Origin of the sequence: Streptomyces sp. WMMB 714 (assembly GCF_900090125.1) — a bacterium.
GTDB classification, from domain to species: domain Bacteria; phylum Actinomycetota; class Actinomycetes; order Streptomycetales; family Streptomycetaceae; genus Streptomyces; species Streptomyces daqingensis.
On the sequence record NZ_FMHJ01000013.1, the window covers coordinates 117,523 to 140,030 of the forward strand.

The following is a 22,508-nucleotide window of genomic DNA, read 5'->3' on the forward strand; positions in this document are numbered from 1 at the left end:
TCCAGAGAGGAATGGTTTAGACAACCTGGAGAGGAATTTCCGGATGACACCCTTAAGACGCCCCGACACCCGCGGCCACCGCGCCGGACGGGCCGCCCGTACCGCGGCGCCGCTCGCCGCCGCGCTGCTGGCGGCGGGCGGCCTGAGCGCCCTGGCCCTTCCGCAGGAGGCGCACGCGGCTCCGGCCGGGGCGGTGGCCCCCGCGGACGACCTGAACGGCGACGGTTACGCCGACCTGGTGTCCGGCGCCCCCGGAGGCACCGTCTCCGGCAAGGCGCAGGCGGGCTACGTGGCGGTGACCTACGGCTCGACGGACGGCCTCGACCCGTCCCGCAAGAAGCTGGTGAGCCGCTCCACGAGCGGCGTGCCCGGATCGGCAGCCGCCGACCAGCAGTTCGGCTCCGCCTTCAGCACGGGCGACCTGGACGGGGACGGCTACGGCGACCTCGTCATCGGCTCCGCCGACGCCCCGTCCGGCAGCGTGATCATGTGGGGCTCGCCGTCCGGGCTGTCCGGCGGCACGGCCCTCGACGGGTACGGCGGCACGCCGCAGGCCGGTGACTTCGACGGCGACGGCAAGGCCGACCTGGCGCTGTTCGGCGAGGGCGACGTGGGTGGCGACGACCCCGAGGCCCAGGCGGCCGCCCTCTTCAAGGGCCCGATCGCCCGCGACGGCTCCCCCGCCGAACAGCTCGACTTCATGGACCGGTCGGAGTGGTGGGGCTACGGCGACGAAGGCCCGGGCTGCGCGGAGGACGACTCCTGCGTCGACGGTCCCGCCTCCATCAGCGGCCCCGTCACCGCCAACGCGGTGGGCGACGTCAACGGCGACGAGCGCCAGGACATCGCGATCTGGCAGTACGAGGGCGACGGCGTGTGGGGGAACCACGTCCTGCTCGGCGGCGGGGCGGGCTTCACGACGACCGGCACCGTCGGCGACTTCGGGTCCGCCGGCGACGACGGCGCCGGCGACGTCGGAGACGTGGACGGCGACGGGTACGACGACGTCGTACTCGGCGACGACGTGAACCAGCAGGTCACCGTCGTCTACGGCTCCGCTTCCGGTCCGTCCGGGGACCGCAGCCAGTCCTTCGGCCAGGACCTGCCCGGCTTCCCCGGCGTGGAGGAGGAGGGGGACAGGACGGGCTCCTGCGTCTCGGTCGCCGACGTCACGGGCGACGGCCGCGCGGAGATCGCACTCGGCATCAGCGGCGAGGACTTCGGGGGGTTCACCGACGCCGGCTCCGTGGCGCTCCTGCACGGCAGCTCCTCGGGCGTCACCGGTGAGGGCAGCCAGGTCGTGCACCAGGACACGGCGGGCGTGCCCGGCGTCGCGGAATCGGGCGACGAGTTCGGGGCGGCCTGCGCCCTGAAGGACGTCGACGGCGACGGGCACCGCGACCTGAACGTCTCCTCGGTCAAGGAGAACGCCTCGGCCGGGGCGGTCTGGTCGCTGCGCGGCACCGGCGAGGGCCTGACGACGCAGGGCGCGGCCGCCTTCGGCCCCGGCGACGTCGCGGGACCGGTCGCCAAGGCGCGCTTCGGCAGCTTCCTGCGCTGAGGCGCCGCGGCCGGACGGGCGGGCACCGGCGCCCCCGTCCGGCCGAGCCGTCGGCTCCCGGCCCCAGGGCGTCCAGGCCCGGGGCCCGGAGCCGACGGCGTTGACGCGCCATGAACCACGATCAGCTGACGGGCCGTCAGGGCGCTTCCGTCCCCCGCCGGACCGCACCGCCATGAGCGGCTCAACCGAGCGAGAGCAGCAACTCGTCCCCCGGCCAGGGGAGTCGGCCGGGGGACGACGCGTTCCCGACAGCAAGCCGGGCCTCTGCGAACCGCCCATCCGGAGCTGAACCGCCGACGCGCACCGCGCACGGGCGGCTCGCTCGCCATGGACGGGGGCGCGTCCCAAGGCAGTCGCCCGGGCTGTCGCCCCCGCCGAAGATCGCCCTGACCGGCGCCATCAAAGAAAACTTTGATCAATGCATCGCCCATTGTGACTACGGCAAAGTCTTGTTAGGTTCCCGCCCATGCCGAATGACCAGCCCGGATCCAGCACCGGAATCGGGGCCAGACTGCGACGGCGCAGGCGGGCCCTCCACCTCACGCTCAAGGACGTAGCCGAACAGACCGGCCTCACCGAGGGATACCTCTCCCAGGTCGAGCGGGACCAGGCGAACGCGAGCGTGCACACCCTCCAGCGGCTGTGCGGGGTACTCAAACTCACCGTCGGGGACCTCTTCGAGCAGGGCGGGTCCATATCCAGCCCCGTGCTGCGGTTCCGCGACACCCACGGCATGTCGTTCGGCGAGGGCGCCACGAAGATCAAGCTCACGCCCGGCTCCTTCGACCATCTGGAAGTGCTCCTCGGCCACTTCGCCCCCGGCGGGTCCACCGGAGTCGAGCCCTACACGCACGGGAGCTCCGAAGAGCTGCTGCTCGTCCTGTCCGGCGAGGTGGAGGTGGAGGTCCGCGGGCAGCGCCACAGGCTCTCCGCCCTGGACTCGATCCACTACCTGAGCAGCGACCCCCACCGCGTCGCCGAGGCGGGCGGCACGCAGGAGGCCCGCGTCCTGTGGGCGATGGCGCCCCCCACCTACTGACCCGTCCACGTCACCGCGCACCCCCCGGTTGGAGCTTCTGATGACCGCGTACCGCAACGGCGAGATATCGCACTGGATGCGGGCCGCCCACACCGCGGACGGGCCGGCCGGTCCGTCGCGGCACCGGGCCGCGGACCTGCCCGTCGAGGAGCAGGACCTCACCGTCGTCGGCGGCGGCCTGACCGGACTCTGGGCCGCCTACCACGCCGCAGCCGGCGACCCCGGCGCGAAGATCACCGTCCTGGAGGCCGAGGAGGCCGGTTACGGCGCCTCCGGGCGGAACGGCGGCTGGCTCTCACCGCTCCTCCCCGGCAACCGCGCGGTGTACGCCCGAGCCGCCCGGTCCCGCGGGGAGGACGGCGCCGCCGCCGTCGCCGCATTCCAGCGGGAGATGGACGCAGCGGTGGACGACACCCTCCGCATCCTCCAGGAGGAGGGCATCCAGGCGGACCAGCACCGCGGCGGGCACCTGCGAGTGGCCACCACACCGGCCGCGATGAGACGCCTCGAACTGGCCCACGCGGCCGACCTCGCGGGCGGATACCGCGAGCAGGACGTCGCGCTCCTCGACGCCGGCGCCGTCAAGAAGCGCATCGCCGTCGGCCCGGCGCTCGGCGGTCTGCTCACCCGCACCACCGCCCGTATCGACCCCGCCAAACTCGTCCTCGGCCTCAAGGCCGTCGTCGAGGCCAAGGGCGTACGCGTCATCGAGGGCACTCCCGCCACCCGCATCGCACCCGGCACAGTGCTCACACCGCGCGGCGACGTACGCAGCAAGACCGTCCTCGCCTGCCTGGAGGCCTACTCGGGCCAGGTCGACTGCGACGTCCGCGGCCTCGGCAAGCGCGACGTCGTGCCCGTCAACTCGTCGATGATCGTCACCAATCAGCTCCCCGAGGACGTCTGGCAGCGGATCGGCTGGCAGGGCAGGGAATGCCTCGGCGACGCCGCCCACACCTTCGTCTACGCGCAGCGCACCGCCGACGACCGCATCGCCATCGGAGGCCGCGGCACGCCCTACGCCTTCAACTCCGGAACGCCCGGCCGCGGCGGCGTGGACGCCCGTACCGTGCGCACGCTGTGCGAACGGCTCCGGCTGTTCTTCCCGGACGTGCAGTTCACCGTCGACCACGCGTGGCGAGGCGCCATCGGCGTGACCCGCGACTGGTGCGCCGGGGTCACCTTCGACTCCGGCTCCAGGATCGGCGTCGCGCGCGGCTTCGCAGGACACGGAGTCACCGCCGCCCACCTCGCCGCACGCACCCTTCTGGACAGGGCAGCGGGACGCGACACCGCGCTGTCCAGGCTGCCGTGGAACGACCACGACTCAGGACGCTGGGAGCCGGAACCGCTCCGCTGGGTCGGCATCCACGCCATGTACCGGCTCTTCGGCATCGCCGACCGGTGGGAGGAGAGCCGCCACTCCCGGAACACCTCCCTCATAGCCCGCTTCGGCTCGCGACTGGCAGGACTCAGCGAATGAACATGAAACCGGACCGGACAACCGCGGCGACCGACCGCGAGACCGACGGGACAGCCGACGGACGCCCCGGGCATCCGCTCAAGCGCGGCCTGTGGAGCATGGCCTTCACCGAACTGTGGGAGCGCTACTCCTTCTACGGCCTCCAGGGCATCCTCTCGTTCTACCTGCTCTACGAACTCGCGGACGCGGTCTCGCCCTCGACCCGGCCGTCGCGTCCGGCATCGTCGGCGCATACGGCGGCGCCGTCTACCTGTCCCAGATCCTCGGCGCATGGCTGGGCGACAGGCTCGTCAGCCCGCGCGACATGGTGCTGTACGGCGCCGTCGTCATCACCGCCGGACACCTGGTACTCGCCTTCGCACCCGGCCTCGCCGGGCTCGGAACCGGGCTGGTGTGCATCGTCCTCGGCACCGGAGCGCTGAAGACGAACATCACCTCGATCGTCGGCTTCGTCCTGGACGGCGACGAGCGCTACCGCGACGTCGGCTTCTCGTACTTCTACATGGCCATCAACATCGGCGCGGTCGTCGGCCCCCTCACCACCGGCCTCGCCCAGAACGAACTCGGCTTCCACTACGGGTTCGGGCTGGCTGCGATCGGCATGTGCGCGGCGCTGATCCAGTACGCCGCATCGATGAAGCAGCTCCCCGAACGGGCCCGGACCGTCAACAACCCGCTTCCCGCGAACCGCCGGCCGCTGCTGGCCCTGGCGTTCCTGGCATCGTCGGCGGCCATCGGCGCCGCAGTCACCACCGGCCTGCTCCACGCGGAGAACCTGTCCACCGTGGTGACCTTCGCCTCGCTCGCGGCGGCCGCCGCCTACTTCCTGACCATGACGCGGACGTCGGCCGTCAGCCGCGACGAGCGGCGGCGCATCCTCGGCTACCTTCCCCTGTTCCTGGCGTCCGGGGTGTACTTCGGGTTCCTGTTCCAGAAGTTCACCGCGATATCGATCCTCATCACCGAACGCATCGACCTGACCATCGGGGACTGGAAGTTCCCCGTCGCCTGGATCACCACCGTCAGCCCGCTCGCGGCCGTCCTCGTCACACCTCTCATCGCCAGGACGTGGAACAGGCTCGGAGAGCGCCAGCCCGGGACGGTGGCCAAGGTCGGCATCGGACTCGCCCAGATCGGCTGCGCCTACCTGTTCCTGCTCGTCATCGCCGAGGCCACCGGCGAGGCCGACATCCCGCTGTTCCTCATCCTGCTGTTCATGGTGCTGGCGGGCTCCTCCGAGGTCTTCGTCGGCCCCATGGGCCTGTCGCTGGCCACGAGGATCGGACCCGAGAAGTTCCGGTCCCAGATGGTCGGGCTGAACTTCCTCACGCTCGCCCTCGGCTCGTCCCTGGCGGGGCTGCTCGGCCAGCTCTTCACCAAGATCGGCAACTCCGCGTACTTCACCGTCACCGCCGTCTGCGGCATCGGCATCGGCCTCGCCCTCCTCGCGGCGCGACGGCCGGTGGGACGTCTGCTGGAGTCCGGACTGGAGCGCTGAGAGAGGGGCGGCGGGGGCGGGCCGGTCACAGGCGCGTCGGCCCTGCCCCCGTCAGAAACCCGCCCCCGTCAGAAATGGGCATCTTATTCGGGTGTCGTGGTGGGTGTCAGTGTCAGAAGTGGGTGTCAGTGCCCGAACGTGGCTGTCAGAAGTGGGTGTCCTGCACCCAGCCCCAGCGCTTCGCGTTCGGAACGTAGACCTTGGTCCAGCCGGCCTTCCGCTCCGACGTCCGGTGGACGTGCCAGTCACCCTTGACGTTGCCGATCACGAAGCGGTTCGGGAAATCGCGCAGCGTCCCCTTGCTGTCGATCCGCTGCCGCGAGTCGACCACCGGGCCGGAGGCCACGCGGAAGTCGACCTTGCGGTAGTGGTCCTTCTCGACGGCGCTGCGCCCCTCGAGGACACGCTTCGGAATCTCCCGCCCGGCGGGGTAGGAGCTGTCCGGCGTGGGGAACGGCTCGCCGCCCACCGAAGTGCCGATGCAGCTCGGGTCGACGAACCCCCACCAGGCGTGGTCCTTGCTCTTGCGGTACTTCTTGTCACTGATCATCGCCCAGTGGCTGTTGACGTTGTAGCGCCAGGCGACGATCTCCCCAGGCTTGATGGTCCAGTTCGGGTCGTTACCCACGACCCCGTCCTTGGGGTAGTTCTCGTACACCTGGCAGGTCTTCTTCACGTTGTAGTCCAGGATCAGCGCCACATCACGTGCGGCACTGGCCTCCGGCAGAGCCATGAGAGCCAGCGTGACGCACCCGGCTACGCCCAGGACCGATCTGCGCAGCATGCGCTTGTGCATGAGATCTCCCGTTTTCTGGTCGTGGATTTTCCTCTGCTGCCCGTACTCCGCACAGCCCCTCCGAAGAGTTCACGCACTGGGGCCGCGGACGGTTTCGGCGCCGCGCACGGTTTCGGCGCCGCGGGCGGTTCGGCGCTGCCTCAGCTTGACGGGCACGGCAGCAGCCTGGAGCAGGACGCGGCGCGGCTCAAGTGCCGGGCGGCAGCGGGTCCCTCGTCAACGACAAAGCCGAACCGGCCTTGGACCGGCTGCTGAACCCACAAGCTGTGGACAACATTTGGACGTCCGCACGTCATCCGCCGCCGGGGGCCGGGCGACGTTCTGACGGATCTCCGGGGGACTGCCTGATGAAGGCGTGACGTCCGACTCTCATCGTCGTGTTCCCCGTGACGATGGCGGCATGGATCATCTCCGCGGTGGTGGGGATCGCCAAGGACGGAGGAACCCGAGGCGAGCGCCGACCGCCCCGCACCCCCAACTGCACGGGCACCCGCGCAGTTCAGCGGGATCGCGATGACGGGCCGCGCTCCGGGCCGATGCCCGGAGCGCGGCAGCTCTGCCTGCCCAAGAAGGGCTGCAGGCACCTGCCCGAACTACGCAGGACTCTGACAGAACCCGTCTTCCGCGAGAGGCGCACAACCGTGCGCGTGACAGGACAACGAGTCGTCAGGCGCGCCCGAGGTCCTCGATGCCCATCCTCCCGCCGTAGTTCCAGTAGCGCTTGCTGCCCTTCGACCCGCCGCCGACGGTGAACGTGTCGGTCTGCGTGCCCCCGTCGAACTTGTAGACCCTGAGCTTGTGGCGCGTCTTGCAGCGATTCTTGAAGTACATCGTCTGCGAGGCCCACGTGTCGTCGTCGTACGAAGCGGTGAAGCAGCCGTCTTTCAGACTGTGCTTCTTCTTGGTCTCGATCGGAGAGTGTTCGCCGGCCACGGCCGCCGGTGCTCCGGCAAGTGCGACGATCAGGACAGCAATGGTCGCCGTTGCACGCCGGACCAGAGTGGGGGATGACATCTGACACCTTCCTTTTTGCATCAGCCCGGGCTCCCCGGACTTCTCAACGATACGAAATGCAAAAACGTCAGAAACTCGGGGGTATGACTTCACAGTTGGAATCCCTCATTCACCCTTCGGGCCGATTCACCGATGCCACTCGGGCAAGAAGCGCTCCAACCACCACGCACCGTCCACCGCCCGCCGCAGCCCCCAAGTCTGCTGCTCACGGGGCGCGTTGCGTCCGGCGAGGTGGCGCCCGGCGCCTCCGCTCAACGCCCGCACGGTTCGAATTGCTCGACCCCGGAGCCGATCGAACATTCCGCCCGGCTGGTTTTTCGTAACACCGCGTCACGCGCCCTGCACAATTCTTCTTCAACGCCGTGTTCTGCGGCGGTCCTCCGCGTTACCGCGAGTCCGGGCGCATCCGAATCGCAGCGGGAACGAATAAAGCGAAACCGTCAGTTCACACCCTTGAGCGGTCCACACATCAGGAGAGATTCGCTCACAATGCTGTTCAAGTCGCCCCCGTCCACACAGTCCGTGAGAGCAGCGTGAGACGGCAAGGCGCCGATTCGGTGGGTTCACCGGCGCCGGGGTCTCGTTGCGTCATCGCGAAAGGCAGGCGGCGATCTCCCGGGCGGGCGGCATGCGCACACATCACCAGGACGCGGGCCAGAGCGCTCGCCCTGCATGTTCCCGGCGTCGGTGCACGAGCACTACGCCGGGGGGCTCACAGCGGATGCACTTCACGACGCCACCAGCTCCGCCCAGACCCGCTTTCCCCACGGCAAGGGATCGGTGCCCCACGAGTCGGCCAGCAGCTCGACCAAGGCCAGCCCGCGCCCACCCTCGTCGTCCTCGCCCGCTGCGCAGCGCACCGGCTCCGCACGGGACTTGTCCACGACGGCGACGTGTACGGACTTCACAGACGGGCGACTGACGACCACTCGGACAGCGCTGCTCCGAGCGTGCTGCACGGCGTTGGTGACCAGCTCGGACGTGATCAGCTCAGCCGAGTCGGCCAGCTGCTCCAAGCGCCACGTGGCGAGTGCCGTACGGACGAGCCGGCGAGCTATGCCCACGCTCTCCGGCGCGCGGGAGAACGTCTCTGAGTAGCCGGGATGGCCGGCCGGGCGTGCCTGCGTTGTAGGTTGCCGCATGTGGGTCTGCTTCCTCAGATTCGGCCGAGCCCCGGGCTGTTCGCACGGCTGCGGGGCGTCTTGCCGTTCATGCAAGCGAGAAGCTGAGGAAGCTGACAGGGGCGCTACGTCCCACTTTCGGGACGCTAGTCGGCGACGCCCAGGAATTCGGCCAACGCGCGAAGTCCAGGCGGATGGTTGGGGAGTGACCACAGGTCACGCACGACCGCCACGGCGAGCGTGTGGTGGCGCATCCACTCGGGCGCCACGCGGCGCAGGGACTCCAGCGTCTTCACCGCCCCGGCGGCGTCCCCGGTGTCGGTGTGCGCGCGGGCCACGTCCAGAAGCAGCCACGTACGCCACGAGGGCGGGGTGTCCTTGGACAGCCGCATCCCCTTGGCCAGCTTCAGGGCCTCCTCGGGGTGCCCGTACTGGACTGCCAGCCGCACGCGTTCGATGCGCACGGAGGACGGCGAGAAGACGCTGACCATGCGACTGTCACTGCCCTCGGGCAGCTTGGAGACCCTGGCCGCCTGCTTCTCGGCCGCGGCCATCATCTCGGCCGCACGCTCGTAGTCGCCGCTCCGCGCTGCGGAGGTGGCCGCGCTCATGGTCAACGCCCCCCACACCTTCAGCCCGTCGGCTGTGCCCCTGCGGCCGCCCTGCTCGATGGTCTCGGCCGCATGGAGTGCGACGTGCAGCGCATCGTCCAGGCGTCCTTGCCGCTGGTACGTCCATGCAACCGAGTTGGCCATCATCGGGGCGAGCAGCGGGTCAGAGGACTGCTCGGCCGCCCGTATGGCGCGCTCCAAACTCGCCAGGGCCAAATCCGTCTTACCCATACGCACGGACAGATGCCCGCCGAGCTGGAGCACCTTCCCCAGCGCCGCGAAGGCCGCTGCACGGTCCTCGGGCCTCGCCGCCACCGTGGCGGAACGGGATTCGGCGATCAGGTCCGGCAGGGCCTTCATCAGCACCTCGAACTCGGCCGAGTGGTACTGAGCCCAGCCGTCCGCGATCCGGCCCCGCAGGCTCTCCAAGTCGAACTCGGGGCCGGGGGCTTCGGGCTCAGGCCCCCACATGACGGGGGTGATCGCGCGGCGTACGGCCACGAAGCGCGGGCCGTCGTTCTCCCCGGTGGAAGCGACCGCCGGAGGGTCCCCGAGCAGCGTCGTCAGCTCCACGCCGAGGGCGTTGGCCAGGGCGTGCAGGGTGGGAAGCCGTGCCGAGTGCTTCCGCTGCTGTTCCAGCTGGCGGATCACGTCCACGGACACGTCGGAGCGTTCCGCCAACTCCTCCTGCGTCAGCGAGGCCAGACGGCGCAGGCGACGCAGCGTGCGTCCCAGATGCTCATTCGACACGCTGTCACGGTACGCCGTTGGCCCCACAGCAGCTCACCGAAGACGACGTGGAAGCACTCACGGCGTGGATGCCGACCAGCGAGCGCCTGGCGGAGGTCTGCGGCCTGCGCTGCTCCGACGTGGACCTGGGGGGTTACTGGACGTCCGGCTTCGTCGTCGTGGACGAACTGGGGCGCGCGGTGAAGACGGACTGGCTGCGCCGCCGGACGTACGAGCGGATGAAGCCGGCGGACGTACGGAAGGTCCGGCTGTACGACGCCCGGCACGCCTGTCTGTCGTGGATGGCGAACAACGGAGTCCCTGACACCGTCGTCTCCGCGTGAGCCGGTCACGCCGACCTCGGGTTCACGAAGCGCACGTACATCCACAGCGACCCCGGGAGCCTCAAGGCGGGGCCTGAGAAGCTGGCCGGACTGCTCGGCTAGAAGAAGATCGACAACTCAATCGTGAGAGACGGCCTCTCCGAGGCAACGGAGAAGGCCCCGACTCATAGACGGAATCAGGGCCCTGACCTGCCACTTCTCCAGAGCCGCCTGTCGGATTCGAACCGACGACCTTCTGTTTACAAGACAGATGCTCTAACCAGCTGAGCTAAGGCGGCGGGCGCTTGCGCGTGCAGTCTACCCACTCGGTCTCGGGGGGCCGCGATGCGGTTTCGTTGCTGTCCGAGGGCTGACAAGACGAGGATCCGCAGGTTAGCGTCACCGCACGTTCACAGAGGTGAAACGTACTCCCTTTACGACGGATCGTCCGGCACGTACCTGCCGGTGAAGGAGCACTCATGGCTACGGTCACGTACGACGCGGCGACGCGCATCTACCCCGGTGGCGACAAGCCCGCGGTCGACAAGCTCAACATCGACATCGCGGACGGCGAGTTCCTGGTACTCGTCGGTCCCTCCGGCTGCGGCAAGTCCACCTCCCTGCGCATGCTCGCTGGGCTCGAGGACGTCAACGAAGGCGCGATACGCATCGGCGACCGCGACGTCACGCACCTGCCCCCCAAGGACCGGGACATCGCCATGGTGTTCCAGAACTACGCGCTCTACCCGCACATGTCGGTCGCCGACAACATGGGCTTCGCGCTCAAGATCGCCGGCGTCAACAAGTCCGAGATCCGCAAGAAGGTCGAGGACGCGGCGAAGATCCTCGACCTCACCGACTACCTGGGCCGTAAGCCGAAGGCGCTCTCCGGCGGTCAGCGCCAGCGTGTGGCGATGGGCCGCGCGATCGTGCGTGAGCCCCAGGTCTTCCTCATGGACGAGCCGCTGTCGAACCTCGACGCGAAGCTCCGTGTCCAGACCCGTACGCAGATCGCGGGCCTGCAGCGCCGTCTCGGCATCACCACCGTCTACGTCACGCACGACCAGGTCGAGGCCATGACCATGGGCGACCGTGTGGCCGTGCTCAAGGACGGTCTGCTGCAGCAGGTCGACACCCCGCGGAACATGTACGACCGTCCCGAGAACCTCTTCGTCGCGGGCTTCATCGGCTCCCCGGCCATGAACCTCGTCGAGGTGCCGATCGCGGACGGCGGCGTGAAGTTCGGCAACAGCGTCGTGCCCGTCGAGCGCGAGGCGCTGTCCGCGGCCGTCGACAAGGGCGACAAGACCGTCACGGTCGGTGTCCGTCCGGAGCACTTCGACCTCGTCAACGGCGACGGCTCCGACAAAGCCCTCGCGAAGGACGAGCCGGCCGGCGTGGCCGTCACGGTCAACGTCGTCGAGGAGCTGGGTGCCGACGGTTACGTCTACGGCACGGCGAAGGTCGGCGGCGAGGAGTGCGACCTGGTCGTACGGGTCTCCGGCCGCAAGGTTCCGGAGAAGGGCTCGGTCGTCCACGTGGTGCCTCGCGGTGGCGAGACCCACGTCTTCTCCACCTCCACCGGCGAGCGCCTCAGCGACTGAACCCGCAGCTGAGCCGGGCCGGAGCGGCAAAGCGGACCGGACGCGGTGTACCGGGCCGGACGCGATGAGCCGAGGCAGGCACGTCAGGCGGTCGGCGGCCCGCTCGTGAGAGCTGGGGCAGCGTCCGGTGCGTGAGGCGTCCGGTGCGTGAGCACGCTTCCAGGGGCCGCATCCCGGGATCAACTCCCGGAGGTGCGGCCCCTGTTCGGTCTCCGTGTTCGGTTCCGGCCGCCGCGGTCTCGAACGCCGGGGTGCACCGTCGCTCGACGGGGTTACCGAATGTCGCCAAATCGCCACTCTTCGCTACGATCCGGTCCGTGAACCACGTAGCTCGCCGTATCGGCCGATCCCTCGCTCTGGTCCTCCCGGTCGTCCTCGTCCTCTCCGGGACGCTCGCGGTGGCAAGCGTTCCCTGGACGAACTCGTCCGCCGGGAACCAGGTGCTCACCGCTTCGTCCCACAAGGCGTCCACGAAGGCTGCGCCCCGTGCACCGGAGGAGGCGCTGCGGCGGCTCCTCGTCGCGGAGTTGCAGGAGAAGGACCCGGGTGCCGCACTGACCAGCCTGCAGCGGGAGATGGCACGCAAGCCGTCCCTGGCCCGGCACTGCACGTCGATCGCGCGTGCGCTCGGTCGTGCCGCCGTGCAGAAGTACGGCAGCGTGCAGCGTGCGCACCGCTACTCGCGGCCGGTCTGCGACACCTCGTTCGCCGCGGGCACGCTCCGGACGCGCTGACGGCCGCGCGGGGTGCCCGCCGCCCCGCTGCTCCACCGTCCAGCTGCCCGATCCCCGGCCGGGCCGTGCCCGGTCCGGTCCGGTCCGGCCGTGTGAGGCGCGCCGCCGCATAAGGTGCGCTGCATGACGCTGCGCCCCACGCAAGCCGTGATCCTCGCCGGAGGCCAGGGCACCCGGCTGCGGCCTTACACGGACGACCGCCCCAAGCCGATGGTGGAGATCCCCGGCACCGGCCTGCCCATCATCGGCCACCAGATCGCCTGGCTGGCCGCGGAAGGCGTCACCGACGTCGTCGTCTCCTGCGGGCACCTGGCCGAGGTGCTGCGCGAGTGGCTGTCGACGGCCGATCTCCCCGCCTCGGCCGGCGCGGACGGTCCGAGTCCCGTGCGGGTCGAGGTCGTCGTCGAGCAGCAGCCGCTGGGCCGCGGTGGCGGTCTCAAGTACGCCGCTGCCTCGCTCCCCCGCCCCGGCGAGCCCTGGTATGCCACGAACGGGGACATCTGGACGCGCTTCCCGCTGCGCGAGATGGCCGCCTTCCACGCCGAGCGGGACGCCGTCGCGACCCTCGCGCTCGCGCGTCCCCGCATTCCGTGGGGTGCTGTCGAGACCGACAGCTTCGGCCACGTGCTCGACTTCGTCGAGGCGCCGCCCTCCCCCTACCTCGTCAACGCGGGCGTCTACGTCTTCTCCGCGTCGTTCGCCGAGATGCTGCCCGAGCGCGGGGACCACGAACGGACCACGTTCCCTGGGCTGGCCCGCAGGCGGCTGCTCGCCGGCTTCCCGCTGCCGCAGGGCGCGTACTGGCGGGCGATCGACACCGTCAAGGATCTGACGGAGGCGGCGCGGGAGTTGGCGGAGATGACGGACGGCCGGCAGTAGACCCTGGCCACCGGATAGCGCCCGCGAGCTGATCCACCGGCGCGCGCCCGCACCGTCCGCCCGGCCCGCACCGCCCGCCCAGTCCACACCGTCCGGCCAGTCCGCACCGTCCGCCCCCTCCACCCGGTCCGCGAAGCGGAGCGCCGGTCAGCCGAGCAGGCCGCCGAGGCCCCCGCCGCTGCCGCTGCCGCCCGACGAGCTGCCGCCGCCCCCGCCGGAGGAACTCGAACCGCCCCCGCCGCCCCCGGAGTTCGAGCCGCCGCCCGTGCTGCCGCCGCCCGCCCCTCCGGTGCTGCCGCCGCTGGTCGCCTGCACCCCCGGGTTCGACTGCTGCGGCGGACGGACGCCGGGCACCGTCTGCTGGGGCGCCTGTACGGTCTCGCGCTGGCTGGGCGACGACGGACCGCCGCCGCGCCGGTCCCCCGGCGACGCGGAGGCCGACGGCCCGCCGGAGTGCCGGCTGCCGGGAGCCCTTGAGCCCTGCCCCTGCGTGGGCAGGCCGCTGTCCCGGGCGCCGGGGGTCTTGGGCAGCGGCGAGCCCGGAAGCTGGTTGACGGGCGGCTCGCCCGGTTCCTGCACGCGCGCGGTCTGCGCGGACCGGACCGCGCCGCCCAGCAGCGAGCCGGTCAGCAGCGCGACACCCGTCACCACCGAGGCGATCACCGTGCCGCGGCGCAGCACGCGCCGGCGCAGTTCCCACAGGTCCGCGCGCGGCCCGAGTTTCCGCCAGGCGTCGCCGGCGAGGCGTCCGTCGATCGAGTACACCGGGGCCCCCGCGATGACGAGGGGGCTCCACGCGGCCAGATAGATGATGTCCGGGGCCTCGTACGCGGGGCCGCTGCTCCAGCTGACGGTCATCAGGAGAGCCGCCGAGAGCAGCACGCCCACGGAGGCGGCGAGGCGCTGCCACAGTCCGCACACCGTCAGCACTCCGACGATGATCTGGACGAACGCGACGGTGAGTCCCGCGCCCACGGGGTGTCCGACGGCGAAGTCGTGCAGCGGCGAGGCGACGGCCCAGGGTTCGAGCGAGTTCAGCCAGGTCACCATCGAGCCGCGTTCTCCGCCGTCGAAGTAGACGGGGTCGCACAGCTTCCCCATGCCGGCGTAGACCGAGATGAATCCGAGGAAGATCCGCATCGGCAGAAGCACGACGCCGAGGTTCATCCGGCGGCCCGGGTAGTACGCCTGGCGGCGCGCCCCCACGCGTGTGACGCCTCCCAGCCCGTCGCGCTCGTCCTCAGCGCCCGCCCCTGAACCGTCGCGGAAACCCGCCCGCTCGTCGAAGCGGCGCTTCCCGCCCGGCTCGCCGTCATAGGAGCCGCCGTCGTAGGAGTCGTAGGAGCCGGAGTCGTAGGAGCCGGAGTCGTGGGAGCCCGGTGCGGGGGCGTCGAACGCGCCCTGGGCGGGGCGTACCCCTTCCAGCAGCCGCTGCGGCTGCGTCGACTCGGACGGCCGGGCAGCGCGTTGCCCCACGACGGTCGGGGAGCCGCCCGTGCTGTCGGCCCCGGTGCCGGTGCCGCGGGTGCGGTCCGGGGCATTGCTGTAACCCCGGGGTCCGTCGTAGCGGTCGTAGCCGTCGGAGTAGCGGTCGTGGCGCGGCGGCGCGGTGCCCTCCGCGATGCGCGGAAGCACCTGTGTCGTGGCCGCCGCGGGCTCAGCGGTGCCTGCCCTGATGCCGTGCGCCCCCTGCCGCAGCCCGCTCGCGCCGGAGCCGGTGTCGAGGAGCGCGTCCGAGCCTTCCGTACGCCCCCAGTCGACGGGGCCCCGGCGGCGGGGCGGCAGGTCGGCGGCCTCGGCCGGTGCGGGGTCCGCTTCCGGTACGGACGACCGCGGGGCCGCCGTGCCGGAGGGCGGAGTGAGCTGCACCCGGAAGCTGGCGTGGGTGACGACGACCTCTGCCGGATCGGAGGGGACCTTGACCGTGCTCAGCACGGGGTTGTCGTCGTAGAAACCGCTCGGGTTCTTCCGCTGGGTGTCCCCAGGGCGCCCACCCGAGGGGCCGGGCGTGCGGGGTGTTCTGGTGTCCACACTCATCTAACCGAGTGACGGACGCTTAAGACACTGCCCGGGCCGCCCCAATCTGTCCGAGGCCCGTCAAATCAGCTGAACTGCCCGCAACCGCCCCGACTGCCCGGCGCCTCCCGGCGTTTCGGGCCCGTCACGCCACCGTGGCGTCGAGGCCCTATCCCCTGCGGCGTGCCGTCTCGTAGAGCACGACGCCCGCCGCGACCCCCGCGTTCAGCGACTCGGCGGCGCCCGGCATCGGGATGCGCACGCGGACGTCGCAGGTCTCGCCGACGAGCCGCGAGAGGCCCTTGCCCTCGCTGCCCACGACCACGACGACCGGGCCGTCGAGTGCCTCGCAGTCCTGCAGTTCGACGTCGCCGTCCCCGTCGAGGCCGACGACCATCAGGCCGGCCTTCTGGTACGCCTCCAGCGCGCGCGTCAGGTTCGACGCCCTCGCGACCGGCGTGTGCGCGGCCGTGCCCGCGGAGGTCTTCCACGCACCGGCCGTCATGCCGGCCGCCCGCCGCTCCGGTACGACGACGCCGTGGCCGCCGAAGGCGCAGACGGAGCGGACGATCGCGCCGAGGTTCCTCGGGTCGGTGATGCCGTCCAGCGCCACGATGAGCGGGTCCTCACCCTCGTCCAGCGCGGAGGCCGTGAGGTCGTCCGGATGTGCGTACTCGTACTCGGGGATCTGCAGCACGAGGCCCTGGTGGTGCAGGCCCTTCGTCATCCTGTCGAGCTCCGGCCTCGGCGCCTCGAGCAGATTGACGGTGCGGGTCTCCCCGGCGAGACGCACGGCCTCGCGCACCCGGTCGTCGTTGTCGATGAACTGCTGCACGTACAGCGTCGTCGCCGGCACGTTCTCGCGCAGCGCCTCGACGACGGAGTTGCGGCCGACGACCAGTTCCGAACTGCTCTTGCCGCCGGTCCTGCGCTGCGGACGCCCTTGCGCCCGCCGCGCCTTGGCCTGCGCCGCGCGCTGCTTGGCGTGGCCCTTGCGCATCTCGGCGGGCGGCGTCGGCCCCTTGCCTTCGAGGGAGCGGCGGCGATTGCCGCCGCTGCCGACCTGGGCACCCTTCTTGTTGGACGTGCGCCGGCTGGGGCGCTGGCTGTTCCCGGCCATCGGGGCACCTGCTTCTCTGCTCGGTCAGCCGCCGCGGGCTCCCCGGCGGTCGCTGCTGGAATGTGTCCGGTCCCGCGCCCGCTGACGGCGGGGATCCGTCCCGGGCATTATCGCGGAGGGAGGGGCGTCCCGAAGAAGTGGATCACTGTCGGCTCGCACACACGCCCGACGCGCTCCGGCCGCGGGCGGATTCAGCTGCCGCTGTCCAGTTCCCAGCGCGGCCCGGAAGGCGTGTCCTCGATGACGAGCCCCGCCTGCTTCAGCTCGTCCCGGATGGCGTCCGCCGTCGCGTAGTCCTTACGGGCCCGGGCCGCCTGCCGCTGGTCGAGCACGAGGCGGACCAGCGAGTCGACGACGTCGCGCAGTTCCCCGCCGCGGCCGGCGTCGGCCTGCGAGGACTGCCACCGGGCGTCCAGCGGGTCGAGACCGAGGATTCCGAGCATCGCCCGCACCTCCGCGAAGGCTTTCGCCGTGGCGTCCTTGTCGCCCTCGCCCAGCGCGGCGTTGCCGTGCCGGACCGTGGTGTGGACGACGGCGAGCGCCTGCGGCACCGCGAAGTCGTCGTCCATGGCCTCGGCGAAGGCCGCCGGGACCTCCGCCGAGGGACGCACGTCCCCGACGGTCTCTCCCGCGCGGTGCAGGAACCCCTCGATGCGGCCGAACGCCGCTTCGGCCTCGCGCAGCGACTCCTCGCTGTACTCGATCGTGGAGCGGTAGTGCGGGGTGCCGAGGTAGTAGCGGAGCACGATCGGACGCCAGTGCTTGACCATCTCGCTGACGAGCACCGAGTTGCCGAGCGACTTGCTCATCTTCTCGCCGCTCATGGTGACCCAGGCGTTGTGCGCCCAGTAGCGGGCGAACTCGTCGCCGAACGCCCTGGACTGGGCGATCTCGTTCTCGTGGTGCGGGAAGACGAGGTCGACGCCGCCGCCGTGCAGGTCGAAGGCCGAGCCGAGGTACTTGTGCGCCATCGCCGAGCACTCGAGGTGCCAGCCGGGACGGCCCGGCCCCCAGGGCGTGGGCCAGCTCGGCTCGCCGGGCCTGGCCGCCTTCCACATCGCGAAGTCGCGCGGGTCGCGCTTGCCCGTCTCGCCCTCGCCCTCCGGCTGGAGGAGGTTGTCCAACTCCTGGTTGGAGAGCTGGAGATAGCCCTCGTAGGAGTGGACGTCGAAGTAGACGTTGCCGTCGGCGGCGTAGGCGTGACCGTCGTCGATGAGCTTGCTCATCATCTCGGTCATCTCGGTGATGTGGCCCGTGGCGCGCGGCTCGTAGGTGGGCGGGAGGCAGCCGAGGGCATCGTACGCGTCGGTGAAGGCCCGCTCGTTCTCGTAACCGATCGACCACCAGGGACGGTTCTGCTCGGCCGCCTTCACGATGATCTTGTCGTCGATGTCCGTCACGTTCCGGACGAACGTCACCTCGTAGCCCCGGTGGGCGAACCAGCGGCGCATGATGTCGAAGTTCAGACCGGACCTGATGTGCCCGATGTGCGGTGCCGCCTGCACGGTGGCGCCGCAGAGATAGATCGAGACGCGCCCTGGCTCGAGCGGGACGAACTCTCGGATCTGCCGGGCGCCGGTGTCGTACAGACGAATACTCACGCGGCCAGGGTAGTAGGCCCGCGAGACCGCTCGCCGCGCCGACCACCAACACACGGCAGTCGGTGACATACGTCAGCACGGCGGACGGCGGACGGCGGACGGCGGGACCGGCGGACGGGCCGCGGCCGGCGGCTCCCCCGCAGGCGGCCCCGCGGACTCAGAGGCGGCCGGCGATCCTGCGCGGAGTGACGCGGACGACCACGCGTTCGGCGTCCTGCTCCGAATTCGGGTTGAACTCGGCGTAGTTCTTGCCCACGTACTTCTGCGCCAGCTCGTCGATCAGCTCGGGCCCGCCGTCGGTGGTCAGCGTCGCGGTGCCGCGGATCTCCGCGTACGAGTACGGCGCGTCCGCGGGATGCACCAGGACGGTCACGCGGGGATCCCGCTCGAGGTTCCGCGTCTTGCGGCGGTCGACGGTGGTGGAGATCAGCAGCTCGTCCCCGTCACGCTTCACCCATACCGGTGACACCTGCGGTGAACCGTCGGGCTGGACGGTGGCGATGCTGACGAAGACCGGGCCGTCGAGGACCCGCTTGAGCTCGTCGGAGAACTGCGCTGACATGAGGGTCGCCCTTCGCTCGTGAACGCTCTGCCGCGGGCGGCCGCCGCCCGCCGGAAGTCTCGACACGTCAACTCCCCGGCGCCCCGCGGCATTCCGGCGCCGCGCGGCGACTCACCCGTACGAGGGAGCCGCCGCACGGCAGCGTCCCGGCCGCCGCGGACGTCGGATCACGGAAGCGGCAAGACCAGCGCCGTCGCCATCGCGGCCAGCCCCTCGCCCCGCCCCGTCAGGCCGAGCCCGTCCGTCGTGGTGCCGGAGACCGCCACCGGTGCGCCGACCGCGTCCGACAGCGCCCGCTGCGCCTCCGCCCGGCGCTTGCCGATCTTGGGCCGGACACCGATCACCTGGATCGCGACGTTGCCGACGGTGAACCCCTCTGCCCGTACGAGCCGCGCCGCCTCCGTGAGCAGGGTGACGCCGGAGGCGCCCGACCACTCGGGGCGGCCCGTGCCGAAGTGGGCGCCGAGGTCGCCGATTCCCGCGGCGGAGAACAGCGCGTCGCAGGCGGCGTGCGCGGCGACATCCCCGTCGGAGTGCCCGTCCAGGCCGAAGTGCTCGCCCTCCCAGAGCAGGCCCGCGCACCACAGCTCGCGCCCCTCCTTGAAGGCGTGCACGTCCGTGCCGATACCGACCAGCGGAAGCACCGGCGTCCCCGCCGCGTGGCCGGCCCGCTGCCGGGAGCCCTCAGAAGCCATCGGTGGCGCGCCTCCTCGCGATCACGGCCTCGGCCAGCACGAGGTCGAGCGGACGCGTCACCTTGAACGCCTCCTCGTGTCCCGGAACGACCACCACTTCGATCCCCAGGCGCTCCACCATGCCGGCGTCGTCCGTGGCGCCGTCGCCTTCCCGGGCCACCTGCTCGTGCGCCGCGGCGAGCACCTTCAACGCGAAGCCCTGCGGGGTCTGCACCGCCCGCAGCCGGGACCGCTCCGGAGTGCCCGTCACGGGTTCCGGGCCGCCGCCCGGGCGCGGCTCGACCTCCTTGACGGTGTCCGGAACCGGCAGCGCGGGCACCACGGCAGGCGCTCCCTCACGTACGGCCGCCGCGACCGCGTCGACCGTGTCGACCGGCACGAGCGGACGCGCGGCGTCGTGCACCAGCACCGCGTCGACGTCGCCGGGCAGGGCGGCGAGGCCGAGGCGGACGGAGTCCTGCCGGGTCTCACCGCCCGGGACGACAAGCACGTCGGTGGCGGGGAGCTCCCCGCCCGGGGCCAGCGACGTGTGCTCGTCGAGCAGGTGCCGCACCTCGTCCGCGCCGTCCGGCGGCGCCACCACGACGATCAGCGAGACGGCCCGCGCACGGTCCATCGCCCGTACGGCGTGCACCAGCATCGGAGTGCCGCTCAGCGTGCGCAGCGCCTTGGGCGCTCCGGGGCCCAAGCGCACCCCGCGGCCCGCGGCCGGGATGATCGCGGCGGTGCGGTGCCCGCCTTGCGGCGACGCCGGGTCCGGCGCGGTGCGGGGGGCGGGGCCCGGTGCGGCGGACGCCGCCGCATCCGTCGGCGACTCGCCCGCGGATTGGATTGACATCGGTTGCACGTTCAGGTTTGTGTCCTCAGCCGGGGTGGGTATGGCCAGGGATACCCCCGGCCGTAGGTTTGGGGGCGTGCCGGGCGCGAGCCTTGACCGGCCCTTCCGTGAACTCCGGTCGAGGCAGTTGCCCGGGCCCGGCACGCATCAGAGCAACTGTGAAAGGCCGCGTCGTACGCGGCGGGCGGGGAGAAGGTTACTGAACGAAGCCGGGATTCGCCGGATGACGTAGGCATGCCTGCACGCTCTGGCCGCAGACATGCCGCAGCGCCCGGCGACTGAACTACGTCACTCGGGCACTGCGGCACAGCCTTGCTCTCGTTTAACGTTGCCGGCTTGCTCTCTACTGCCTCGGGCTGCTCACACCTTCCGGCCTGATGTCCGTCCGCCTGCCGCACCCTTTGCGCGCCCCGGGCCGGCAGATCATCCGGTCAGGAGGCGAGAACCTCGTCGAGCAGCGCTTCGGCCTTGTCTTCGTTGGTGTTCTCCGCGAGGGCGAGCTCGCTCACCAGAATCTGGCGTGCCTTGGCGAGCATCCTCTTCTCACCTGCGGAGAGCCCGCGCTCACGCTCACGGCGCCACAGGTCGCGGACGACCTCCGCCACCTTGATCACGTCACCGGACGCGAGCTTCTCGAGATTCGCCTTGTAGCGTCGGGACCAGTTGGTGGGCTCTTCGGCATACGGCGCGCGGAGCACCTCGAAGACCTTGTCCAGCCCGTCCGAACCGACAACATCGCGTACGCCCACGAACTCCGCATTGTCCGCGGGGACACGCACCGTCAGGTCGCCCTGCGCAACCTTCAGAACCAAGTAGGTCTTGTCCACGCCTTTGATCTGGCGAGTTTCGATAGCCTCGATCAGCGCGGCCCCGTGATGGGGATAGACCACGGTGTCGCCAACCTTGAACGTCATGTGTCAGGTACCCCTTCCGTGACTATCCAGAGTAACACGGAATCGGGCTCTTCTGAATGGCGTTTTCGCAGGTCAGGCCGCATCTCGGGGCTTGACAAGCGCACCGGTTACGTGCTGCGGGCGGCGCGTTCGGACAGGTATTCGCAGGTCGGGGCACCTCTGTGAGCGGAGCGAAACATCACCGACACCGGCGAAGAAGGTGCGCCGGAAAGCGTCCACCGTCCGTTTTGTCCGGCTGTAAGTCGTCGCTCGTTCGGCCCTCCGTGACGTTCCGAGGACTTTCTCAATAATTGATCAGCAGTTCCGCTGATCAATTCACAAGCCGTTCGCATTCTTTCCCCGGAAACGGCCTCGGAGAGATACACGGCGAGCTCCCCGCAGAGGAGTCGGCCGTACGCGCGGCGGCCCGCCCAGGAGGGTCGGGTGCAGGGCCCCGGGAGAGGCTCGGTAACCTGATCGCGCCCAATGTCGGCGTCCCGGACCCCACGTCGACACGGCGCACCCGCCTCCGGGCGGGGGACCTGCCCGTCCGCGACCGGCTCGCAGTCCGGCCGCCACGACCCGCCCAGGAGTTGCCGCCGCCGTGAGCAGCAGCATTCGACGCGGCACCCTCGCCGCCACAGCCCTCGCGTTCGCCGTAGCCGCACTGTCCGCCTGCGGCGCCGGGAATGACGCTCAGACCCTGGAGGTCAAGCCGGACAACGCGGCGACCTCCGTCGGCGACGTCAAGATCCAGAACGTCAACGTCATCACCTCCGAGGACGGCTCCGGTCCGTCCGTGGTGACCGGCCGCATCTTCAACGGCGGCACCAAGGACGAGACCCTGACGTCGATCACGGTCAAGGGCGCCGGCGCCCGGGTGGAGCTCAGCCCCGCGAAGGGCGAGAAGAAGCTGACAGTGCCGGCCGGCGGGTCGCTCGCCCTCGGCGGCAAGGACGACGCCTCCGCCGAGCTCCCCCGGAGCGCCGCCTCCACGGTGAAGAACGGCAACGCGCAGGCCGTCTCCTTCGTGCTGAGCCGCACGGGCAAGGTGACCCTGCGGGCCACCGTGGTGCCGCCGCACGGCGACTACGAGAAGTTCGGGCCGAGCGCGGCGCCGTCGCCGGGGGACGCCTCCGGCTCCCCGTCCGCCTCGCCCTCGGGGTCCGAGGAGGAGCCGGAGTCACCCTCCGGCGAGGACGGGCACGAGGCCGCCGGGCACGGCGCCTCGCACTGACCCCGGGAGCCCTCCCAGCGCACGCGTGAGAGGCCCCGCCCGTACGGACAGCACCGTACGGGCGGGGCCTTCTCGTGCCTGCGTGCCTCCGTGCGCCGGGCGTGCGGCGGGGCGGGACGGGCGTGCGGGCCCCGGACAGCGCCGGGTCCGCCCG

Annotated in this window: 20 protein-coding genes and 1 tRNA gene; 9 read left to right on the top strand and 12 right to left on the bottom strand. The window is 71.0% G+C overall.

All coding sequences use genetic code 11. The features are described from left to right. Positions 1 to 43 precede the first annotated feature (43 nt). From H181DRAFT_RS22335 to H181DRAFT_RS22350, 4 genes are all read left to right on the top strand, one after another. A complete protein-coding gene (locus H181DRAFT_RS22335) occupies positions 44 to 1,561 on the top strand; it encodes an FG-GAP-like repeat-containing protein (protein ID WP_045861953.1) in 1,518 nt (505 codons plus the stop codon). 466 nt (positions 1,562 to 2,027) lie between these two features. Further along, positions 2,028 to 2,600: a helix-turn-helix domain-containing protein gene (locus tag H181DRAFT_RS22340; protein WP_045861954.1), complete on the top strand. Its 573-nt coding sequence runs from the start codon at positions 2,028 to 2,030 to the stop codon at positions 2,598 to 2,600. A gap of 40 nt (positions 2,601 to 2,640) precedes the next feature. Then, a complete protein-coding gene (locus H181DRAFT_RS22345) occupies positions 2,641 to 4,083 on the top strand; it encodes an NAD(P)/FAD-dependent oxidoreductase (RefSeq protein ID WP_045861955.1) in 1,443 nt (480 codons plus the stop codon). Between the two features lie 115 nt (positions 4,084 to 4,198). Next, positions 4,199 to 5,581, top strand: a complete 1,383-nt coding sequence (locus H181DRAFT_RS22350) for a peptide MFS transporter (protein WP_254666942.1) — start codon at positions 4,199 to 4,201, stop codon at positions 5,579 to 5,581. Positions 5,582 to 5,726: 145 nt separating this feature from the next. Here the strand turns inward: H181DRAFT_RS22350 and H181DRAFT_RS22355 are convergent, their stop codons facing one another. The 4 genes from H181DRAFT_RS22355 to H181DRAFT_RS22370 form a co-directional block, all read right to left on the bottom strand. Continuing rightward, positions 5,727 to 6,377, bottom strand: coding sequence for a hypothetical protein (locus H181DRAFT_RS22355; RefSeq protein ID WP_045861956.1), 651 nt, complete (start codon positions 6,375 to 6,377; stop codon positions 5,727 to 5,729). A gap of 666 nt (positions 6,378 to 7,043) precedes the next feature. Continuing rightward, positions 7,044 to 7,391, bottom strand: a complete 348-nt coding sequence (locus H181DRAFT_RS22360) for a hypothetical protein (protein WP_139131743.1) — start codon at positions 7,389 to 7,391, stop codon at positions 7,044 to 7,046. Between the two features lie 728 nt (positions 7,392 to 8,119). Next, positions 8,120 to 8,533, bottom strand: coding sequence for an ATP-binding protein (locus tag H181DRAFT_RS22365; protein ID WP_045861958.1), 414 nt, complete (start codon positions 8,531 to 8,533; stop codon positions 8,120 to 8,122). Between the two features lie 125 nt (positions 8,534 to 8,658). After that, the gene (locus H181DRAFT_RS22370; protein ID WP_045861959.1) at positions 8,659 to 9,873 is read right to left on the bottom strand and encodes a helix-turn-helix domain-containing protein; all 1,215 of its coding nucleotides are present in this window, start codon (positions 9,871 to 9,873) and stop codon (positions 8,659 to 8,661) included. A 17-nt stretch (positions 9,874 to 9,890) separates the two neighbouring features. Here H181DRAFT_RS22370 and H181DRAFT_RS22375 point away from each other — a divergent pair, with 17 nt between their 5' ends. Continuing rightward, positions 9,891 to 10,196 carry a site-specific integrase gene (locus tag H181DRAFT_RS22375; RefSeq protein WP_045861960.1) on the top strand — a complete coding sequence of 102 codons (306 nt, stop codon included), beginning with the start codon at positions 9,891 to 9,893 and terminating at the stop codon, positions 10,194 to 10,196. Between the two features lie 204 nt (positions 10,197 to 10,400). On the opposite strand, the gene H181DRAFT_RS22380 is transcribed toward H181DRAFT_RS22375, so the two are convergent. Then, positions 10,401 to 10,474 (bottom strand) — tRNA-Thr (locus H181DRAFT_RS22380). A 180-nt stretch (positions 10,475 to 10,654) separates the two neighbouring features. Here H181DRAFT_RS22380 and H181DRAFT_RS22385 point away from each other — a divergent pair. The 3 genes from H181DRAFT_RS22385 (at position 10,655) to H181DRAFT_RS22395 (ending at position 13,392) form a co-directional block, all read left to right on the top strand. Further along, entirely contained in the window at positions 10,655 to 11,779 is a 1,125-nt protein-coding gene (locus H181DRAFT_RS22385) for an ABC transporter ATP-binding protein (protein ID WP_045861961.1), read from the top strand. 317 nt (positions 11,780 to 12,096) lie between these two features. Beyond that, a complete protein-coding gene (locus H181DRAFT_RS22390) occupies positions 12,097 to 12,513 on the top strand; it encodes a hypothetical protein (protein WP_045861962.1) in 417 nt (138 codons plus the stop codon). Between the two features lie 123 nt (positions 12,514 to 12,636). Beyond that, entirely contained in the window at positions 12,637 to 13,392 is a 756-nt protein-coding gene (locus tag H181DRAFT_RS22395; RefSeq protein WP_045861963.1) for a nucleotidyltransferase family protein, read from the top strand. Positions 13,393 to 13,539: 147 nt separating this feature from the next. On the opposite strand, the gene H181DRAFT_RS22400 is transcribed toward H181DRAFT_RS22395, so the two are convergent. The 7 genes from H181DRAFT_RS22400 to H181DRAFT_RS22430 all read right to left on the bottom strand — a co-directional run bounded on the left by H181DRAFT_RS22400 (position 13,540) and on the right by H181DRAFT_RS22430 (position 21,138). Continuing rightward, a complete protein-coding gene (locus H181DRAFT_RS22400) occupies positions 13,540 to 15,429 on the bottom strand; it encodes a DoxX family protein (protein ID WP_078895365.1) in 1,890 nt (629 codons plus the stop codon). A 148-nt stretch (positions 15,430 to 15,577) separates the two neighbouring features. Further along, on the bottom strand, positions 15,578 to 16,528 hold the full coding sequence (gene rlmB, locus H181DRAFT_RS22405; protein WP_045861965.1) for a 23S rRNA (guanosine(2251)-2'-O)-methyltransferase RlmB: 951 nt from the start codon (positions 16,526 to 16,528) through the stop codon (positions 15,578 to 15,580). A gap of 191 nt (positions 16,529 to 16,719) precedes the next feature. After that, a complete protein-coding gene (gene cysS / locus H181DRAFT_RS22410; protein WP_045861966.1) occupies positions 16,720 to 18,129 on the bottom strand; it encodes a cysteine--tRNA ligase in 1,410 nt (469 codons plus the stop codon). A gap of 157 nt (positions 18,130 to 18,286) precedes the next feature. Continuing rightward, positions 18,287 to 18,691 carry a PPOX class F420-dependent oxidoreductase gene (locus tag H181DRAFT_RS22415; protein ID WP_045861967.1) on the bottom strand — a complete coding sequence of 135 codons (405 nt, stop codon included), beginning with the start codon at positions 18,689 to 18,691 and terminating at the stop codon, positions 18,287 to 18,289. Between the two features lie 167 nt (positions 18,692 to 18,858). Then, positions 18,859 to 19,386, bottom strand: a complete 528-nt coding sequence (ispF, locus tag H181DRAFT_RS22420; RefSeq protein ID WP_045861968.1) for a 2-C-methyl-D-erythritol 2,4-cyclodiphosphate synthase — start codon at positions 19,384 to 19,386, stop codon at positions 18,859 to 18,861. Beyond that, positions 19,376 to 20,224, bottom strand: coding sequence for a 2-C-methyl-D-erythritol 4-phosphate cytidylyltransferase (ispD, locus tag H181DRAFT_RS22425; RefSeq protein WP_078895366.1), 849 nt, complete (start codon positions 20,222 to 20,224; stop codon positions 19,376 to 19,378). The genes ispF and ispD overlap by 11 nt, the downstream gene beginning before the upstream one ends. Before the next feature lie 431 nt (positions 20,225 to 20,655). Continuing rightward, positions 20,656 to 21,138, bottom strand: a complete 483-nt coding sequence (locus tag H181DRAFT_RS22430; RefSeq protein WP_045861969.1) for a CarD family transcriptional regulator — start codon at positions 21,136 to 21,138, stop codon at positions 20,656 to 20,658. Between the two features lie 583 nt (positions 21,139 to 21,721). On the opposite strand from H181DRAFT_RS22430, the gene H181DRAFT_RS22440 reads away from it, so the two are divergent. Next, positions 21,722 to 22,354 carry a copper chaperone PCu(A)C domain-containing protein gene (locus H181DRAFT_RS22440; protein ID WP_045861970.1) on the top strand — a complete coding sequence of 211 codons (633 nt, stop codon included), beginning with the start codon at positions 21,722 to 21,724 and terminating at the stop codon, positions 22,352 to 22,354. Positions 22,355 to 22,508 lie beyond the last annotated feature (154 nt).

What these genes read in the sequence shown, in the direction of transcription:
- H181DRAFT_RS22430 (WP_045861969.1), bottom strand. Translation starts at nt 21,138, where the DNA reads ATGACGTTCAAGGTTGGCGACACCGTGGTCTATCCCCATCACGGGGCC.
- ispF (WP_045861968.1), bottom strand. Translation starts at nt 19,386, where the DNA reads ATGGCTTCTGAGGGCTCCCGGCAGCGGGCCGGCCACGCGGCGGGGACG.
- H181DRAFT_RS22385 (WP_045861961.1), top strand. Translation starts at nt 10,655, where the DNA reads ATGGCTACGGTCACGTACGACGCGGCGACGCGCATCTACCCCGGTGGC.
- H181DRAFT_RS22415 (WP_045861967.1), bottom strand. Translation starts at nt 18,691, where the DNA reads ATGTCAGCGCAGTTCTCCGACGAGCTCAAGCGGGTCCTCGACGGCCCG.
- H181DRAFT_RS22395 (WP_045861963.1), top strand. Translation starts at nt 12,637, where the DNA reads ATGACGCTGCGCCCCACGCAAGCCGTGATCCTCGCCGGAGGCCAGGGC.
- H181DRAFT_RS22355 (WP_045861956.1), bottom strand. Translation starts at nt 6,377, where the DNA reads ATGCACAAGCGCATGCTGCGCAGATCGGTCCTGGGCGTAGCCGGGTGC.
- ispD (WP_078895366.1), bottom strand. Translation starts at nt 20,224, where the DNA reads ATGTCAATCCAATCCGCGGGCGAGTCGCCGACGGATGCGGCGGCGTCC.
- H181DRAFT_RS22365 (WP_045861958.1), bottom strand. Translation starts at nt 8,533, where the DNA reads ATGCGGCAACCTACAACGCAGGCACGCCCGGCCGGCCATCCCGGCTAC.
- H181DRAFT_RS22335 (WP_045861953.1), top strand. Translation starts at nt 44, where the DNA reads ATGACACCCTTAAGACGCCCCGACACCCGCGGCCACCGCGCCGGACGG.
- H181DRAFT_RS22340 (WP_045861954.1), top strand. Translation starts at nt 2,028, where the DNA reads ATGCCGAATGACCAGCCCGGATCCAGCACCGGAATCGGGGCCAGACTG.
- H181DRAFT_RS22360 (WP_139131743.1), bottom strand. Translation starts at nt 7,391, where the DNA reads ATGTCATCCCCCACTCTGGTCCGGCGTGCAACGGCGACCATTGCTGTC.
- rlmB (WP_045861965.1), bottom strand. Translation starts at nt 16,528, where the DNA reads ATGGCCGGGAACAGCCAGCGCCCCAGCCGGCGCACGTCCAACAAGAAG.
- H181DRAFT_RS22345 (WP_045861955.1), top strand. Translation starts at nt 2,641, where the DNA reads ATGACCGCGTACCGCAACGGCGAGATATCGCACTGGATGCGGGCCGCC.
- H181DRAFT_RS22400 (WP_078895365.1), bottom strand. Translation starts at nt 15,429, where the DNA reads ATGAGTGTGGACACCAGAACACCCCGCACGCCCGGCCCCTCGGGTGGG.